Genomic DNA, 18,858 nt, shown 5'->3' on the forward strand with positions numbered 1-18,858 from the left:
GGGCCGGCGGTGCTGGCGTGGCAACTACCTGCCTTTGCGCCGATAGGGGAACACATCGATCACCTTGCCCTCGCGAATCGCCGCCTGCAGCCCCTTCCAGTAATCCGCGTCATACAGTTCCCCATGCAAACGGCTGAACAACCGCCGCTGGCCGATATCGGCAAACAGAAACGGCGGAAACTCCTCGGGGAATACGTCGTGCGGCCCGATCGAGTACCACGGCTCACCCGACATTTCGTCTTCCGGGTAACGTGGCGGCGGTATATGGCGGAAGTTCACCTCGGTCAGGAAGCAGATTTCGTCATAGTCGTAGAACACCACGCGGCCATGCCGGGTAACGCCGAAGTTTTTCAGCAGCATGTCGCCAGGGAAGATATTCGCCGCCGCCAATTGCTTGATCGCCAACCCATAGTCCTCCAGCGCCTCCAGCACCTGGGCTTCGCTGGCGTGTTCCAGGTACAGGTTCAACGGCGTCATGCGCCGCTCGGTCCAGCAGTGGCGGATCAGCACGGTTTCGCCCTCCAGCGCCACCGTCGACGGTGCCACCTCCAGCAACTCGGCCAGGCACTCCGGCTCGAACTTGCTGCGCGGAAAGCGAAAATCGGCAAACTCCTGGGTATCGGCCAGACGCCCTACCCGGTCGACGCTTTTCACCAGCCGGTACTTGTCGATAACCGTGGCGCGGTCGACGGTCTTGGACGGCGAAAAGCGGTCCTTGATGATCTTGAACACGGTGTTGAAGCCCGGCAGGGTGAACACGCTCATGACCATGCCGCGCACCCCGGGCGCCATGACGAAGCGGTCGTCGCTGCTGGCCAGGTGGTTGATCAGCGCCCGGTAGAACTCCGACTTGCCCTGCTTGTAGAAGCCGATCGAGGTGTACAGCTCGGCAATGTGCTTGCCCGGCAGAATGCGCTTGAGGAAATTGACGAACTCCGCCGGCACCGGTACATCGGCCATGAAGTAGGAGCGGGTGAACGAGAAGATGATCGAGACCTCGGCCTCGTCGGTGATCAGCGCATCAGCCTCGATGCCGTGGCCCTCGCGGTGCAGCAGGGCAATCGCCAACGGCCATTGCTCGTCGCCGTTGTACAGGCGGCCCACCAGGTAGGCGCCCTTGTTGCGGTACAGCACCGGCACGAACAGCTCAACGGCCAGGGCCGGGTCCTTGCACACCCAGTCCGGCAGGCATTCGCGCAGTTGCTCTTCCAGGCGTGCAAGGTCGCCGTCCAGGTCGCCGTAGGGCGTATCGAACGGGTAATCGTCGAACACCGCCCGCAGCAACCCCTTGATGCCACCTTCAGGCCGATAGGTGCGGGTTTGCGCAGCGCGCTCACGGCCACGCATGGACGGCCGGGTGGTGTGGATGAACATGCTGCCATCGCTGATCAGGTCGTGGCTGAACAGGCTGCAGAACAGCGAGTTGTACCACGTCTCGGCCAGCTCGTCGTCCAGCCGCGGGTCGATCAGCTGGATGTAGGCGTTTTTCACCAACGGCCACTGCTCCACGTCCAGCAGCACCTCTGCGGCAAAGGCCTGGCGCAGCCAGCCGTTGACCTCGGCGACCTTTTCTTCATAGAGGGTGATGCGCGCGGCGGAGGCCTGCTGGATAGCCTGCCAGCGCGCCTGCTCGAAGCGCTGGCGGGCACCAAGGGTGATGCGCTGGAAGTGGTCGCGGTAGTCGTCGAAGCCGGCAAGGATGGTGCGGGCGATTTCGACAGCGGGCCAGGGTTGGGGCATGCCGGAAACCTCGATGGGGGTGAGTTACACAGCTTAGTCGGCCTGTTTGAAATGCGGTGCCTGTGCCGGCCCATTCGCGGCGGTTCGACGCCTCGGTAAACCCTCTCTCATAGAACTGCACATGACTCACTGGTTTAGCAGGGACCCTGTGGGAGCGGGTTCATCGAGGCGTCGAACCGCCGCGAAGAGGCCGGACCTGCCGGCCAATATCCTTGGGCATTCACTGTCGCCGCCGCCACCGCATTCGCGGGTGAACCCGCTCCCACTGGGCTGGGCAATCTCACATTGACTGCACATAACTACTGATTTAGCAGGGCCCCTGTGGGAGCGGGTTCATCGAGGCGTCGAACCGCCGCGAAGAGGCCGGACCTGCCAGCCAATATCCTTGGGCATTCACTGTTGTCGCCGCCACCGCATTCGCGGGTGAACCCGCTCCCACTGGGCTGGGCAATCTCACATTGAACTGCACATAACTGACTGATTTAGCAGAGACCTGTGGGCTGGGCAATCTCCTGCAAGCAGGAGCCGCGGTGCGGTGGTCCGATTCATCCGCGAATGGGCCGGTACAGGTTTACAGCGCAAGAAAGCACAAGAATCGCACCGCCCCCTGGCGTACACTCGCGCCCCTGCCCTGCCTCCGGAGACCGTTGTGAGCCCCATCGCCCTAGCCCGCCTGCTGACACTTGCCGCCGTCTGGGGGGCGAGTTTCCTGTTCATGCGCATCATCGCACCCGAGCTGGGCACGGTGCCGACCGCGTTCTTCCGTGTCTCCATCGCCTGCCTGGGCCTGGTCGCCATCGTCGCCGCCGCCCGCGTGCGCTGGGACTTCCAGGGCAAGCTTGGCGCCTGCCTGGTGCTGGGCATGATCAACTCCGGTATCCCGGCCACTTTCTACTCGGTGGCCGCGCAGGTGCTGCCGGCGGGCTATTCGGCGATCTTCAACGCCACCACACCGCTGATGGGCGTGCTGGTGGGCGTGCTGTTCTTCCGCGAGCCGATGACCCTGGCCAAGCTCTGCGGCATCTTCCTCGGCCTGTTCGGCGTCGGCATCCTCAGCGGCGCCGGCCCGGTGGCGCTGGACATGGCCCTGGTGCAAGGCGCCCTCGCCTGCCTGGCGGCCACCACCTGCTACGGCTTTGCCGGGTTCCTTGCCCGTCGCTGGGTCAGCGGCCTCGACAGCCGCCTCTCGGCGTTGGGCAGCATGATGGGCGCCACGCTGCTGCTGAGCCCGCTGTTCGCCTGGAGCGCCATCAGCCAGCCACCGGCCAGCTGGGGTGGCTGGCAGGTCTGGTCGTCGCTGCTGGGCCTGGGCCTGCTGTGCACGGCGTTCGCGTATATCCTGTACTTCCGCCTGCTGGAAGAAATCGGCCCGGTCAAGGCCAGCACGGTGACCTTCCTGATTCCGGTATTCGGCGTATTGTGGGGGGCATGGCTGCTGGACGAACCATTGTCGCTGGCACACCTGTACGGCGGCCTGCTGATTGCTGCAGCGTTGTGGCTGGTGCTGCGCCCGGCACGCAACTGACGCGGGGTAAACGATGGACAACGCATATAAAAAAGTCCTGTTCCGCCTGGTACAGGACCCGAACGGCTACCCGCCCGCCTCGGTCGAGGGGTTGTGGGCCAAGGCCGTGGAAGGCGGATACAGCGTCGACAGCATTCCCTTTCATGTCTACGGCATAGCCCCGGGCGACCTCATCGGCACCCGTGAAGAAGCTGGCGAAACCTGGTTCGATGAACTGCGCAGCAGCAGTGGCAGCTCGGTGTTCCGGGTTGTGGTCAGGCCACCGGAAACCCTCGACCAGGTACGTGCAGCCTTGCTCGATTTCGGCTGCGCCTGTGAAACCGAGCCGGCAGTGAAGATGCTGGCGGTCGAGGTGCCGTCGCTGCGTTCGCTCGATACCCTGCTCTACTACCTGCTCACCCAGCGCGAAGCCGGCCTGCTGGACTTCGAGGAAGGCGTGCTGCGCCACACCATCCCCGAAGAATTCCGCTAGCGCTTACGCCTCGGCCAAGCGCGCAGCGGGCTTGCGGAACACGAACAGCAGGCCCACCACGATCAGCCCCATGCCCAGCAGGCTGAGCGGTGCCAGGCGGTTACCGAAGATCAGCAGGTCCATCACCGCCGTCACCGCCGGCACCAGGTAGAACAGGCTGGTGACATTGACCAGGTTGCCCTTGGCGATAAGCCGGTACAGCAGCAAGGTCGCCAACAGCGAAACCACCAGCCCCATCCACAGCAGCGCGCCGATGAAGCCGCCGGTCCACTCGACATGCAGCGGCTGCAGCGGTGCGAACACAGCGCACATGGCAAAGCCCGCCAGGTACTGCAGCGGCAGCGTGCCCATCGGGTTGTCGGTAATGCGTTTCTGCAGGATCGAACCAAAGGTCATGCTGGCCAGCGCCAGCAAGGCAAACAGCATGCCCGCCAGCGATACCCCGCCCAGGTTGATGCCCTGGTACACCACCATGATCAAGCCACCCAGCCCCAGCCCCAGGCCGAACAACCGGCTCCAGGAACGCTGGCGTTCCATCAGCACCACGGTAAGGATCGGTTGCACCCCCATCACCGTGGCCATCACGCCGGGGGTGACATGGGTATTGAGCGCCAGCAGGTAAAAGATCTGGTAGGCGCCCAGCAGCACACACCCGGTGCCCAGTGCCCGCAGCATGGCCCCGCGGCTGCGCGGCCAGCGCAGGCCCAGCAGCGGCCCGATCAGCAGCAGGCCGCTCAGGGCCAGTGCCGAGCGCAACAGCAGGAAGGCGAACGGGCTGGCATGTGCCAGGCCCAGTTTGGAGACGATTGCGCCGCTGCTCCACAGCAGGACGAACAGGCTGGTAGTGGCCGCCGAGGCCACGGATGCTTTGGTAATGACAGACATGTATTGCCACCTGATGTTAGGCGAAAAAGCCAAACGGACGGCGTGCGCTTCAGCGTGGGAAGTAGCCGACCGTGTTCAGTAGGTTGCGTGTGCGAAGGGGTGCGGCCTAAAGCCGATCAGCCCAGCACGACCACGCAAGCAGGCGGAGCTACGCCGCCTACGACGCCACTGACCGGTGGTGGGTAGTGACTGATCATGACCGGCTGCTGGCTGCCACGCACGACCATGCCCGCGACTGGCGCGATGGCAAAGCTTGTGGTGGAAGGGCTGGCTGGCATGAACAAGTCTTCAGGAAGAGAACAATGGGCTGGACTATAGCCCGGTGTATCGGGCCTGGCAACTGCTGCCATCGGCTTTGCCGCGAGCCCCGCACAGGCTGCAGCGCATCGCCCCCTGGTTAATTTTTCACCGCCCCGTCTCGTCTGAATGCGAAACGCAGCACGCATTCACCCGATTCGAGGATCACCGATGAACGTATCCACCTGGCTCTACCGGCCAGCCCAGATCACCTGCCTGCTGCTGGTCAGCGCCTACGCCCATGCCGCCAAACCAGGCGACGTGTTCAAGGACTGCCAAAACTGCCCGGAAATGGTCGTGCTGCCCGCCGGCAGCTATGTGATGGGCGCGCCCGACGACGAAGTCGGCCGCCAGCCCGACGAAGGCCCTTTGCACACCGTGACCTTCGCCAAGCCCTTCGCCATGAGCCGCTACCAGGTCACCGCCGGCGAGCTGGATGCCTACATCAAGGCCACCGGCACCGTGATCAAAAGTGGCGACGACCGCCCCGGCCGCTGGTGCCAAGCCAGCAAGCCAAGCTACAAGCAAGGCCCCCGCCAGCCAGCGGTGTGCGTCGACTACGACGAAGTGCAGGCCTACACCCGGTGGCTGGCGAAAACCACCGGCAAGCCCTACCGCATGGTCAGCGAAGCCGAACGCGAATACGCCGCCCGCGGCGGTTCCACCGGTGCGTTCCCCTTCCCCTTCGACGAGCCGGGCAAGTACGAGATCAGCAAGCACGCCAACACCTACGGCCCACGCGATGGCTACACCTACACCGCCCCGGTGGGCAGCTACCCGGCCAATGCCTTTGGCATGTACGACATGCACGGCAACGTCTACGAGTGGGTTGCCGACTGCTACCACGAAAGCTATCAAGGCGCCCCCGCCGACGGCAGCGCCTGGATCCAGGACCCCAAGTGCATCCGCGCGCACATGCGTGGCAACGACTGGGGCGAGCCGCCGATCTTCTCGCGCTCGGCCAACCGCAACGACCGCCTCAAGACCACCCGCGGCGACTTCCTCGGTTTTCGCGTAGCACGCGAACTGTGAAGTTGTGACGCGGTTAACGCAGCGCCGACAAAAAAATCGCCAATAAGAATCGTTCCGGTTTTTTGCAGGTGCTGCGTCCCATAGCTGACATAGAAAAAAACCCTCTGCCAACGAGACCGCAATAGATGTCCAAGTCCTTGCCCGGCCCGCTCAACCCGCTTGCCAAAGCGTTACTGATCCGTCATTCCCTTCGCCCACAGCGCGCGTTGTCGCGCATTGGCCTGGGCATGGCCCTGTCCGGGGCGCTGGTTGCCCAGGTGCAGGCGCAGGAATGGACCCTGGATATTCCTGCGCAGTCGATGAACTCGGCGTTGCAGGCGCTGGCCAAGCAGACCGATACCCAGTTGCTGTATAGCCCGGAAGATATCAGCGGGGTCCGCTCCGCTACGCTGAAGGGGCGTCACGACCTCGCCTCGTCGCTGCGTATCCTGCTGGGGGGCAGCGGCCTGCGCTATCAGATCGACGGCGACACGGTCACCGTCACGGCGAGTTCAGCCGCAAAGGACGGCCAGGTCGAGCTTTCGGCGACCAACGTCAATAGCATGGGCCTTGGGGCCACTACCGAAGGCACGGGTTCCTATACTACTGGCGTCACCAGCACCGCCACTCGCATGAATCTGTCTATCCGCGAAACGCCGCAGAGCATCAGCGTTGTCACCCGCCAGCAGATGGACGACCAACACTTGGCAAGCATCACCGACGTGTTGAAGCAGAACCCGGGCATCACCATGTCCCAGGACGGTGGCGAGCGTTTTCACATTTACTCGCGCGGCTCGGAAATCAGCACGTACCAGCTCGATGGCGTGAATACCACACAAGACTACCTGACGCGTAACATGCCCAATACGCTGATGGACATGGCCATGTTCGACCGCATAGAAATCGTCCGCGGCGCCACTGGCCTGATGACGGGTGCCGGCGAACCCAACGGTGTGGTCAACATGGTGCGCAAGCGCCCTACGCGCGAGTTCCAGTCGTATGTGCAGGCCGGTGTCGGCTCATGGGACTACTACCGCACCGAGGCCGATGTCTCCGGCCCGCTGATCGAAAGCGGCAAACTGCGTGGCCGCCTGGTGGCAGCCAAGCAAAGCAACCAGAGCTACATGGACTGGTACAGCCAGGACCGCGACCTGGTGTACGGCGTGCTGGAAGCAGACCTCACCGATACCACGACCGTGCGTTTCGGCATGGATTACCAGACTTACGACGCCAACGGCGCTCCGGGCGTACCGTTGTTCTTCAGCAACGGCCAGCCCACCCATTTCTCTCGTTCCACCAGTTCCGGCCCACGCTGGATGTACGAAGACTACACCACCAAGAACTACTCCTTTGGCCTGGACCAGGAGCTTGGCAATGGCTGGCAGCTGAAAGTGGCCGGCAACTACATGGACGTTGATCGCGACTCGCTGTCGGCGTTCTATCGTACCGGCGCGGGTGTATCCACCCTCGACCAGGCCACTGGCAACGCCTCATTCGATCGCCTGGAGGTGGATGCCCATCAGGTACAACGTGGCGTCAACGTCACCCTGCAGGGCCCGTTCCAGCTCTTCGGCCAGACCCACGAGCTGGTCACCGGGTTCGATTACATGGATTACGAGAACAACCACTTCACCGGTACGGCCGGGGCGGTGGATGCCAACTTCTACAACTGGGGTAACCGCTTGCCGCAGCCTGGCAGTTATTCGCCGCTGCTGGACTATGACCTGTTCATCCGCCAGACCGGTTACTTCATCGCTACCCGGCTCAACTTCACCGATGATCTGCACATGATCCTCGGTGCCCGCACTACCAGTTATCGATCCGACTCCGACCAGGTCGTGTTGACCACAGGCACCGGTAACCCCACCCATTTGCAGGAGCGCGGCGAGGTAACACCTTATGCGGGCCTGATCTACGACCTGACGGACGAACAATCGGTGTATGCCAGCTATACCGATATCTTCAAGCCCCAGACCAGCCGCGACCGAACCGGTAAAGTGCTTGACCCGGTTATCGGGCAAAACTATGAAATGGGCTGGAAAGGTGAGTTCTACAATGGCCGCCTGAATGCCAGCGCTGCGATCTACCTGATCAAGCGTGACAACCTTGCAGAAGAAGACGTAGGTTTCGCTGTCCCCGGCGTACCCAACTCCACCGCCTATCGCGCAGTCAGCGGAGCAGAAACCAAGGGCTTCGACCTTGAGTTGTCCGGCGAAGTGGCCCGCGGGCTGGAGCTGCATACTGGCTATAGCCACTCCCGCACGGAGGATGCCAATGGCACCCGCCTGACCACTCAACTGCCGCTGGATACATTCCGCCTGTGGACCACTTACCGCCTGCCGGGCGAGTGGGAGCGCCTGACCGTCGGTGGCGGCGTTAACTGGAACTCCAAGCAGTCAGTGGCCACCCGTTACAACACGCGTATCGCCCAGGAAGACTACGCCGTGACCAGCCTGATGGCCCGCTACAAGATCAGCGAGCACCTGGCCGCCACGCTGAATGTGGAAAACCTGTTCGACAAGAAGTACTACGCGGGCCTGGCCGGCAACTACGGCCACTACGGCGCACCAAGAAACGCGACGCTGAACCTGCGCTACGACTTCTGATGCCCCCAATGAAAAGCGGCGCCTCCCACTCGGGAAGCGCCGTTTTTTCATGCCCGGCATACAGGCCGCAAAAAAAGGGCCGCTAATGCGGCTAATGCCAGTCAGTTAAAGCTAATGGGGCTGCTGCGCAGCCCATCGCCGCGGTTCGTCGCCACGACAAGCCAGCTCCCACCCCGACCGCATCGAACTCAAGCCATGCGCCGTACTTGTGGGAGCCTGGCTTACCGGCGATGGGCCCCAAAGCGGCCCCAATTGTTTAACTTGATGGGGCTGCTGCGCAGCCCATCGCCGGCAAGCCAGCTCCCACCCCGACCGCATCAAATTCAAGCCATGCGCCGTACTTGTGGGAGCCTGGCTTACCGGCGATGGGCCCCAAAGCGGCCCCAATTGTTTAACTTGATGGGGCTGCTGCGCAGCCCATCGCCGCGGTTCGTCGCCACGACAAGCCAGCTCCCACCCCGACCGCATCGAACTCAAGCCATGCGCCGTACTTGTAGGAGCCTGGCTTGCCGGCGATGGGCTGCGCAGCAGCCCCAATTGGTTAACTTAATGGCGCTGCTGCGCAGCCCATCGCCGCGGTTCGTCGCCACGACAAGCCAGCTCCCACCCCGACCGCATCGAACTCAAGCCATGCGCCGTACTTGTGGGAGCCTGGCTTACCGGCGATGGGCCGCACAGCGGCCCCAATTGCTTAACTTAATGGGGCTGCTGCGCAGCCCATCGCCGCGGTTCGTCGCCACGACAAGCCAGCTCCCACCCCGACCGCATCAAATTCAAGCCATGCGCCGTACTTGTGGGAGCCTGGCTTGCCGGCGATGGGCCCCAAAGCGGCCCCAATTGCTTAACTTAATGGGGCTGCTGCGCAGCCCATCGCCGGCAAGCCAGCTCCCACCCCGACCGCATCAAATTCAAGCCATGCGCCGTACTTGTAGGAGCCTGGCTTACCGGCGATGGGCCCCAAAGCGGCCCCAATTGTTTAACTTGATGGGGCTGCTGCGCAGCCCATCGCCGCGGTTCGTCGCCACGACAAGCCAGCTCCCACCCCGACCGCATCGAACTCAAGCCATGCGCCGTACTTGTGGGAGCCTGGCTTGCCGGCGATGGGCCGCACAGCGGCCCCAATTGTTTAACTTGATGGGGCTGCTGCGCAGCCCATCGCCGGCAAGCCAGCTCCCACCCCGACCGCATCGAATTCAAGCCATGCGCCGTACTTGTGGGAGCCTGGCTTACCGGCGATGGGCCCCAAAGCGGCCCCAATTGTTTAACTTGATGGGGCTGCTGCGCAGCCCATCGCCGGCAAGCCAGCTCCCACCCCGACCGCATCGAATTCAAGCCATGCGCCGTACTTGTGGGAGCCTGGCTTACCGGCGATGGGCCGCACAGCGGCCCCAATTGTTTAACTTGATGGGGCTGCTGCGCAGCCCATCGCCGGCAAGCCAGCTCCCACCCCGACCGCATCGAACTCAAGCCATGCGCCGTACTTGTAGGAGCCTGGCTTGCCGGCGATGGGCCGCACAGCGGCCCCAATTGTTTAACTGGATGGGGCTGCTGCGCAGCCCATCGCCGGCAGGCCAGCTCCCACCCCGACCGCATCTAATTCAAGCCATGCGCCGTACTTGTGGGAGCCTGGCTTGTCGTGGCGACGAACCGCGGCGATGGGCCGCAAAGCGGCCCCAATTGCTTGACTGACTGGCATTACGCTAATGCGGCCCCTTCTCACCTCTGCGTGGATTCACAGGGTTTACGGGTTAACGGTGTCTTCCAGCAACAGCCTGGCAATCACGCCCTCGAGCACCTCTGCCTGTTGAAGGATGTCATAGTGCCCGGCATTGATACCGATGTCCTGGCAGCTACCGGCAATACTCCCCGCGTGCGCTGCCTCATCGGCCCACCAGCAAACTGCCGCGGCCTTGGTAGTCGGTAACGGGTTCAACTGGCGCGACAGTTCCTTGAGCTTCATGGCCACAACAAAGGTCTGCGCCAGGTCAGCGTTGCCAATTTCGGCGTAAGCCGACTGCACCTTCTGCGCAGCACGGGCGGCTTGGATCACCTGCTCCAAGTCCTCGTTACTGCACCCAGCCGGTACCGCCGGCACAGTCAGCGCGTCAACCGCCCCCCCCAGAACCACCGCCAGGAAGCCGCACAGGTCAGCCGCCCAGTCACTCTCCTGCACATGTTGACCTGCCGAAGGCACAAAGCTGTCCACCAACGCCAGCACCGATACCCGCTGGCCCTGGTTTTCCAGCTCCCGGGCCACCAGCACCGCCAGCGTACCGCCAAGCGACCAACCGGCCAGCTGATAAGGGCCTTCGGGTTGTTTCTGCCGGATGTACTGCGCGTAGTCGATGGCCATGGTGTCGAGCGAATCGTCCACCCAGGTGGGGTCCAGCAACATCCGGCATTGCAGGCCATACACCGTGCACCGGCCTTCCAGCTGGCGTGCCAACGGCTCGTAATCGAACACAGTGCCAAACCCGGCATGCAGGCAGAACAGCGGCGTACCTGTATTCAGCCGGCTATTGAGCAACAACAGTGGGTCCAGGCTGGTGTCGTTGGGTGCATAGCCAGACAACTCGGCGATGGTCGGCCGGGCAATCACATCACGCAGCTTCAGCTCGATCGGCAGATCTTCGCGAGCCCGTACCCTGGACAACATCTTGAGCACGCGCAGAGAGTCACCACCCAGCTCGAAGAAGTTGTCATCTACCCCGACCTGCTCCACCTCCAGTACCTGCTGCCAGATATCAGCCAGCGCCTGTTCGACGGCATTGCGCGGTGCAACCCACGCCTGGCCTGCGGAAAATTCAGGTGCTGGGAGGCCATTGCGGTCGATCTTGCCATTGGGAGTGAGCGGCAGGGAGGGCATCAGCACCAGTTGCGCTGGCACCATATGATCCGGCAGATCGGCGCGAAGGGCATCGCGTAGCTGCTCGGCGCGGATGTCGGAACTGGCCACTACTACGTAGCCGATCAGTTGCTTGCCTGTGCTGATGTCACGTGCCACCACCACGGCATCGCGCACGCCGGCCAGATTGCGCAGGCGAGCCTCGATTTCGCCAGGCTCGATGCGGAAGCCGCGAATTTTCAGCTGGTTGTCCAGCCGCCCCAAAAAGTCGATAACCCCATCGGCGCGGCGCCGCACCCGGTCACCGGTGCGGTACAGGCGGCCACCGGTGGCGAACGGGTCGGCAACGAATCGCTCGGCTGTGAGCGCTGAGCGTTGATGATACCCACGCGCCACGCCATCACCACCGATGTAAAGCTCGCCGGCCACACCGTCTGGCAATGGGTTGAGGTTATGGTCCAGCACGTGCAGCGTGCGCTCACCCACCCGCTCACCGATGGGCGCGTAAACTGCCCCGCAAGTCTCTTGCGCAGGCACTTTCCACAGCAGCGGTGTGACTACGGTTTCAGTGGGCCCATAACCATTGGTCAGCCAGCGCGGGCGCAGCGAACGTTTGACCTGCTCGAACAATGCATCGGGTACTGCATCACCACCAAAGCAGTACACCCGCACTGCCGGCGCAGCTTGCTGCTGGCTCTCGGCGAATTCTGCCAACTGTTGCAGATAGGCCGGCGGGAAGCAGGCGATGTCGATGCGCTGGGCATGCAAGGTCTGCCAGGTTTCTTCGGCTGTCCACAGCCTGTTGTCGCGCACTACCAGACAACCGCCCGAGGACAATGTCGACAGCCAACGCTCCTGAGCACCGTCAAAGGCAAACGACATGAACAGCAACTCGCGGGTTTGCCCGTCCATTTCATACAATCTGGCGATTGCCTGGCAATGCATGCGGATCTGCCCGTGGCTGACCGCCACGCCTTTAGGCTTGCCTGTCGAGCCGGAGGTGTAGATCAGGTAGGCCAGGTTGTCGGCACATGCCTGCGCTTGAGGTGCATCTGCTGGCAGGTGCTCCAGTTCCTGCCGGTCGAGTTCGACGCACTGGGCAACCTGGGCAAAGCGCTGGCGCAAGCCACTGCTGGTGACCAGCAGGTGCATGGCGGAGTCTTCGACGATCCACTGCAGGCGCTCCTGTGGATAGTCGATATCCAGTGGTACATACGCGGCGCCGGTCTTCATGACTGCCAGGAATGCCACGATCACTTCAACCGACCGCTCCAGGGCTATGCCGACGCAGGTTTCCGGGCATGCGCCCTGCGCAATAAGCTGGTGGGCAAGGCGGTTGGCACGCGCGTCCAGTTGGGCGTAGGTCAACTGCTGGGCACCACAGATTACCGCCAAGGCTTCGCCGCGCTCACGGGCATGCAGGGCAATGCACTCGGCAAGCAACGGCTGCTCGCCCTGCGGGGCCGCCAGCCGGTTGCGAAGGTCGGCGTGCTGCACCTGTGAAGGGGTCAGCATACCCAAGCTGCCGAGCGTGGCCTGCGGGTTGCCCAGCATGGCGGTCAGCAGGCTTTCGAAGCTGCCGCGCAAGCACTCGGCGGCGGCTTCGGTGAAGCGGCTGCGCAGGTAAAGGAACTCTACCGAGAAGGTTTCGCCCAACTGCACGGCCAGGTCCATGGCGTAGTTGGTGACGTCACGGTTGCGCACTTCGCCAAAGCGAAGCGTACCGCCCCCACCTTCGCGCAGGCGCTCGTCAACCGGGTAATTTTCAAATACCACGATGCTGTCGAACAGCGCTTGCCCAGGCCGCCCCGCCCAACGTTGCACATCGGCCAGCGCTGCGTGCTCATGGTCCCGCAACTCCAGGTTGTAGTGCTGCAACTGGTGCAACCAGTCGCTGACAATATGCTCGGGTTGTGGCGCCTGTACCACCGGCAACGTGTTGATGAACAACCCCAGCATCTCGTCCGCACCCGCCAGGCTGGTGGGGCGCCCGGCCACGGTGGCGCCGAAGCACACGGTGTCCTGGCCGGTGTAGCGTTGCAGCAGCAACAGCCAGGTTGCCTGTACCAGGGTATTTGGCGTGACGCGCAGGCGCCGAGCCTGGTCTCGCAGCTGTTGCGTACGCTGCGCATCCCAGCGCAGGTACAGCGCATCATGGCCGACAAGCTTGCCGTCCGCCTGTGGCGCAACACTCTCGGCCAACAGCGTCGGGCCCTCCAGCGCTCGCAGTTTTGCGCTCCAGAACTGCTCCAGCTTGCCGACAGGTTGCTCACCCAGCCAGCGGATGTAGTCACCGAAACGTCCCCCCACATGACTGACGGAGCGGCCGTGATAAACCTGCAGCACTTCACCTAGCAAGCGCGAATTGCTCCAGCCGTCCATCAGGATGTGATGACGTGACCAGACCAGGTGCAGGCGTTGTTCATCCAGCTGGACCAAGGTCAACCGCATCAACGGCGCGCAGGTCAGATCGAAGCCCTCGGCAGCGTCCTCGGCAGCCAGTGCCTGCAGTGTATCGCTGGCCACCTTGCGCCCCCGCCAGTCCATCACGCGCAGTGGCAGGCTGGCCTGACGCTGCACCACCTGCAGTGGCTCGGCCCATTGCGCTGACGACAGGAATGCCGTGCGCAGGATGTCATGGCTGGCAATCACCTGGTTCCAGGCAGCGACGAAGCGATCAATGTCCAGGCCGTGCACATCGACAGATGTCTGGTTGATGTACAGCGCAGCTTCCGACTCCTGCAGGGTGTAGAACAACATGCCCTGTTGCATCGGCGACAGCGGGTAGATGTCGGCAATTTGCGCAGCAGGTACTGGCAGGCAGTCCAGTTGTGCCTGGTCGAGGCTGGCCAGCGGGAAGTCCGATGGCGTGAGGCCTCGGGTATCCTCTTGGCAGCAGTGTTCGATCACCGCCTTGAGTTCTTCGGCATACGCATCAGCCAGGTGCTGGATGGTCGCGGCGTCGAAGACCTCACGGCTGAACGTCCAGCCCAGCATCAGCTCACCGCCGTAGACCTGGCCATTGAGCGCCAGCAAGCCGCTCAAGGGCGCGTTTTCATCCTGGTTCGGCCCGGCGTGCTCCTTGGCCGGTTTGAACAAGCTGGCCTGCTGGTCGAAGCTGCCATCGAACTGCCCCAAATAGTTGAAGATGATCGTGCCCTGGGCCAGAGCCGCCAGCGTTTCCTGCGCTTCGGCGCTGCCCAGGTAACGCAGCACGCCATAACCAAGCCCCTTGTTGGGCACCGCGCGCAGCTGCTCCTTGATGCTCTTGATCGAGCCTGCCAACTCAGGCTGCGGGCTCAACCTGACCGGATACATGCTGGTGAACCAACCCACAGTGCGGCTCAGGTCGATGCCGTCGAACAGGTCTTCGCGGCCATGGCCTTCCAGCCGCACCAGTACTTGCGGCTGCTCGGTCCAGCGGCTCACGACACGGGCCAGTGCCGTCAAAAGCAGGTCGTTGATCTGTGTGCGGTAGGCCGCCGGCGCCTGTTGCAATAGCTTGCGGGTCCAGGCCGAATCCAGCCGGGTGCTGACCGACGCCGCGTGTTTCTGCCGGTTTTCGCCGTGAGTGTAATCACACGGCAAGACATCGCTGCTGCCTTGCAGTTGATCGCGCCAGAAGTGCAGCTCACGCTGCAGCGCCGGGTCGCCGGCATATGCCTGCAGCTGTTCGGCCCAGGCCTTGAACGCGCTGGTTTTTGCCGGCAACTTCACGGGCTGCCCCAGGGCATGCGCCTGATAGGCCTGCTGCAGGTCTTCGAGCAGAACCCGCCAGGACACGCCATCCACCACCAGATGGTGAATGACCAGTAACAACCGCTGGCTGCCGTCTGCGAGCGTGGCCAACACGGCGCGCAGCAGTGGCCCCTGTGCCAGGTTCAAACTGCGCTGGGCCTGGTCAGCCAGATGGGCCAGGTCTTCGGCATCGGCGCATGCGCGTACCCACAGCAGCTCGGCCGATGTCGGCGCGCCAATCGAGGCGTGCCAATGCTCGCCCTGGTGCCAGGCATTGAGCCGCAACAGGTCGTGATGTGCATGCAGGTTGGCCAGTGCAGCGCTCAACAAGCGCGCATCCAGTGCTTCACCAGGTTCAAGCAGCAGCGACTGGTTCCAGTGGTCACGTACCTCAAGCGCCTGCTCGAAGAACCAGCGCTGCACCGGAATCAGTGGCAGAGGCCCGCTGACCTCGCCCTGCTCCAGCTCCCGTGTTTCGCTGCGCCGGGCAACCGCGGCCAGGCCTTGCACGGTCTGATGCTGCAACAACTCCTTGGGTGTGAAGCGTATGTCTGCCTGGCGTGCTCGGCTGACCACCTGCAACGAGATGATCGAATCGCCACCCAGCTCGAAGAAGTTGTCGTCAAGACCCACCCTGTCCAGCTTCAGCACATCCGCCCAGATCGCCGCAATCTGCTGCTCCAGCTCGGTTTGCGGGGCGATGTATTCACCCTGCAACTGGCTGGCATCCGGCTGTGGCAGGGCCTTGCGGTCCAGCTTGCCATTTGGCGTCACCGGCAGTTGGTCGAGCAGCAGCAGGTGCGCCGGGACCATGTAGTCCGGCAAGCCTGCCTTCAGCGCTTCGCGCAGGCTGTCGCGCAAGGCGCTGTGGTCCTGCGTGCTGTTGGCCGGCACCACATAACCCACCAACTGCTTGCCGCTCGGCCCATCCTGGGCCAGCACCACCGCTTCCTGCACGCTGGGCAGTTCCAGCAGGCGGGCTTCGATTTCACCCAGTTCGATACGCAGGCCGCGAATTTTTACCTGATGGTCGATACGCCCGGCGTAGTCGATCACCCCATCGGCGCGGTAGCGCGCCAGGTCGCCGGTGCGGTACAGCCGCCCGCCGTTGTCGCTGAACGGGTCCGGTACGAAGCGTTCGGCAGTCAGCGCCGGGCGCTGGTGGTAGCCACGGGCAAGACCAACGCCGCCCAGGTACAGCTCGCCGGCACTGCCGCGCACGGCTGGCTGCAGGCTGCCTTCGAGGATATGGGTTTTCAGGTTGTCGATCGGCTGGCCGATCGGCACGCTGATGCTTTCGTCCGCCTGGCAGGTCCAGTGGGTGACGTCGATGGCCGCTTCGGTCGGGCCGTACAGGTTGTACAGGCCGGCTGCGGGCAGGCGTTGCAGGGTCTGACGGGCCAGCTCGGCCGGCAGTGCTTCACCGCTGCACACCACGCGCTTGAGGCTGACGCAGCTTTCCACTGCCTCATGGGTCATGAACGCCTGCAGCATCGACGGCACGAAGTGCAGCGTGCTGATGCCGTGCTGGTTGATGGTGTCGACCAACAGCTGCGGGTCGCGGTGGGCACCCGGCTGGGCCACGACCAGGCGGGCGCCGGTCATCAATGGCCAGAAGAACTCCCACACCGACACGTCGAAGCTGAACGGGGTTTTCTGCAGCACGCTGTCGCTGGCGTCCAGGCCGTAGGCCTTCTGCATCCACCACAGCCGGTTGACCAGGGCCTGGTGGCTGTTGCCGGCGCCTTTCGGGCGGCCGGTGGAGCCGGAGGTGTAGATCACGTAGGCGAGGTTCAGCGGCGCCACGTCGATATTGAGGTTGGCGTCGCTGTAGCCTTCGAGGTTTTCGCCATCCAGGTCCAGGCTGCGCAGGCCGGCGGGAATCGGCAAGGTTTCGCGCAGGTGCGACTGGGTCAGCAGCAAGGTGATGCCGCTGTCTTCGAACATGTAGCTCAGGCGGTCCTGCGGGTATTCCGGATCGAGCGGCACGTAGGCCCCGCCGGCTTTGACGATGCCCAGCAGGCCGATGACCATCTCCAGGCTGCGTTCCATGGCGATGCCCACCAGCACATCCGGGCCCACGCCCTGCTCGCGCAACTTGTGCGCCAGCTGGTTGGCCCGGCGATTGAGCTGGGCGTACGTCAGCGTGTGCTCGCCGAATACCAGGGCCGGGGCATCCGGGGTGGCGAACACCTGGGCTTCGATCAGCTGATGAATGCTGGTATCATCTGGATAATCGGCTTGCGTTGCATTCCAGCCATCCACGATATGCTGCCGGTCAGTGTCATCCATCAGCGGCAGTTCAGCCACTCGCTGGTCTGGGTTGGCGACGATGCCTTGCAGCAGGTTGCGCCAGTGAGCAGCCATCTGCTGAATGGTCGCGGCATCGAACAAGTCGGTTGCGAAGGTCAGGGTGGCGCTGAAGCCATGCTCGTGCTCGAAAGTGTCCAGGCTCAGGTCGAACTGCGCCGCATGCACACGCCATGGCAGGCTCTCCACCTCCAGGCCGGGCAAGCTGCGACGCTCCCCTTTCACTCGGGTCTGATGGTTGTACATCACCTGGAACAAGGGGCTGTGGCTCAAACTGCGCTCTGGCTGCAAGGCATCGACCAGTTGCTCGAATGGCAGGTCCTGATGGACCTGCGCAGCCAACGCCCGCTGGCGCACTTGTGCCAATAATTCGCTGAAAGTCAGCTGCGTGTCGAACGCGGCACGCATGACCTGGGTGTTGACGAAAAAGCCGATGAGCCGTTCGGTTTCTACCCGGTTCCGGTTGGCGATGGGCACCCCCACTCGCACATCAGCCTGCCCGGAATACCGATGCAGCAGCACCTGGAAACTGGCCAGCAACAGCATGAAGGCTGTCGCACCCTGGCGTTGTACCAGCTGCTTGAGCGACAGGCCAAGCGCCTCACCCAGGTCGACGTTGATCCGCTGGCCCCGGTAGCTCTGCTGCGCCGGGCGTGGTCTGTCGGTGGGCAGTTCGAGCACCGGGTGGTCATCACCCAATTGCGATATCCAGTACGCCAGTTGCCGCTCGCGCTCGCCAGCGTCCATCCATGCTCGCTGCCAGATCGCATAATCGGCGTACTGGATCGGCAGTTCGGCCAGCGCCACCTCACGGCCCTGGCTGTAGCCTTCATAAAGGCTTACCAGTTCATCGATGAGCAACGGCATCGACCAGCCATCGGCAACGATATGGTGCAGGGTGAGCACAAGCACGTGCTCTTCCTGCGCCAGATCCAGCAATTTCACCCGCAACAGTGGCCCCCGAGCCAAATCGAATGGCTGCTGTACCTCAAGTGCAACCTGCGCCTGCAAAGCGCCCTCATCCAGGGTACCCACGGCCTGACGGGCCAGTTCGAAAGGCTGGCAGGGGTGGATCACCTGCAGCAACTGCCCATCTTCCTCGCCAATGGTCGTGCGCAAGGCCTCATGACGCTGGATCAGCGTCTCGAAGCTGCGCTGCAGGGCGGCCAGGTCCAGCTGCCCGCGGAACCGGAGCGCGGTTGGTATGTTGTAGGCCGAGCCGTCAGGTTCCATCTGCCAGAGGAACCACTGGCGTTGCTGGGCATAGGACAGCACAGGGCGTTCGACTTCGTTCCTGACCACTGGAATGGGCAGCTGCGCGAGGGTGACGCCCTTGGACGCCAGTTTCTCGAGAAACAGCTTCTGCTGTGCCTGCGGCAGACGAATGAAGCGATAAACCAGGTCTGCGTTTCTATTGTCCGTGTGCATC

General features: G+C 63.2%; 8 protein-coding genes. 4 read left to right on the top strand and 4 right to left on the bottom strand.

Features of this window, described 5'->3' with window-relative positions; all coding sequences use genetic code 11:
- Window positions 1-24 precede the first annotated feature (24 nt).
- On the bottom strand, window positions 25-1,740 hold the full coding sequence (gene aceK, locus AC5O5I_RS21255; protein WP_494511508.1) for a bifunctional isocitrate dehydrogenase kinase/phosphatase: 1,716 nt from the start codon (window positions 1,738-1,740) through the stop codon (window positions 25-27).
- A gap of 649 nt (window positions 1,741-2,389) precedes the next feature.
- Between aceK and AC5O5I_RS21260 the strand changes: the two genes are divergently transcribed.
- Both AC5O5I_RS21260 and AC5O5I_RS21265 read left to right on the top strand, forming a co-directional pair.
- The gene (locus tag AC5O5I_RS21260) at window positions 2,390-3,265 is read left to right on the top strand and encodes a DMT family transporter (RefSeq protein WP_172286522.1); all 876 of its coding nucleotides are present in this window, start codon (window positions 2,390-2,392) and stop codon (window positions 3,263-3,265) included.
- A 13-nt stretch (window positions 3,266-3,278) separates the two neighbouring features.
- Window positions 3,279-3,737, top strand: a complete 459-nt coding sequence (locus AC5O5I_RS21265; protein ID WP_494511509.1) for a DUF4265 domain-containing protein — start codon at window positions 3,279-3,281, stop codon at window positions 3,735-3,737.
- A gap of 3 nt (window positions 3,738-3,740) precedes the next feature.
- Here the strand turns inward: AC5O5I_RS21265 and AC5O5I_RS21270 are convergent, their stop codons facing one another.
- Window positions 3,741-4,622, bottom strand: coding sequence for a DMT family transporter (locus AC5O5I_RS21270; protein ID WP_494511510.1), 882 nt, complete (start codon window positions 4,620-4,622; stop codon window positions 3,741-3,743).
- A gap of 116 nt (window positions 4,623-4,738) precedes the next feature.
- Window positions 4,739-4,900, bottom strand: coding sequence for a hypothetical protein (locus AC5O5I_RS21275; RefSeq protein WP_172225539.1), 162 nt, complete (start codon window positions 4,898-4,900; stop codon window positions 4,739-4,741).
- Window positions 4,901-5,090: 190 nt separating this feature from the next.
- On the opposite strand from AC5O5I_RS21275, the gene pvdO reads away from it, so the two are divergent.
- On the top strand, window positions 5,091-5,951 hold the full coding sequence (gene pvdO / locus AC5O5I_RS21280) for a dihydropyoverdine dehydrogenase (protein WP_494511511.1): 861 nt from the start codon (window positions 5,091-5,093) through the stop codon (window positions 5,949-5,951).
- A 125-nt stretch (window positions 5,952-6,076) separates the two neighbouring features.
- Entirely contained in the window at window positions 6,077-8,536 is a 2,460-nt protein-coding gene (locus AC5O5I_RS21285; protein ID WP_172286525.1) for a TonB-dependent siderophore receptor, read from the top strand.
- 1,741 nt (window positions 8,537-10,277) lie between these two features.
- On the opposite strand, the gene AC5O5I_RS21290 is transcribed toward AC5O5I_RS21285, so the two are convergent.
- Window positions 10,278-18,857 (bottom strand): amino acid adenylation domain-containing protein, encoded by an 8,580-nt coding sequence (locus AC5O5I_RS21290; protein WP_494511512.1) that lies wholly within the window; start codon window positions 18,855-18,857, stop codon window positions 10,278-10,280.
- Window position 18,858: the final 1 nt, after the last annotated feature.

It is taken from the genome of Pseudomonas sp. 9_2_1 (assembly GCF_059295275.1).

Excerpts from the sequence above, each read along its gene's own strand:
- aceK (WP_494511508.1), bottom strand. The coding sequence starts at position 1,740 with ATGCCCCAACCCTGGCCCGCTGTCGAAATCGCCCGCACCATCCTTGCC.
- AC5O5I_RS21265 (WP_494511509.1), top strand. The coding sequence starts at position 3,279 with ATGGACAACGCATATAAAAAAGTCCTGTTCCGCCTGGTACAGGACCCG.
- AC5O5I_RS21270 (WP_494511510.1), bottom strand. The coding sequence starts at position 4,622 with ATGTCTGTCATTACCAAAGCATCCGTGGCCTCGGCGGCCACTACCAGC.
- AC5O5I_RS21275 (WP_172225539.1), bottom strand. The coding sequence starts at position 4,900 with ATGCCAGCCAGCCCTTCCACCACAAGCTTTGCCATCGCGCCAGTCGCG.
- pvdO (WP_494511511.1), top strand. The coding sequence starts at position 5,091 with ATGAACGTATCCACCTGGCTCTACCGGCCAGCCCAGATCACCTGCCTG.
- AC5O5I_RS21285 (WP_172286525.1), top strand. The coding sequence starts at position 6,077 with ATGTCCAAGTCCTTGCCCGGCCCGCTCAACCCGCTTGCCAAAGCGTTA.
- AC5O5I_RS21290 (WP_494511512.1), bottom strand. The coding sequence starts at position 18,857 with ATGCACACGGACAATAGAAACGCAGACCTGGTTTATCGCTTCATTCGT.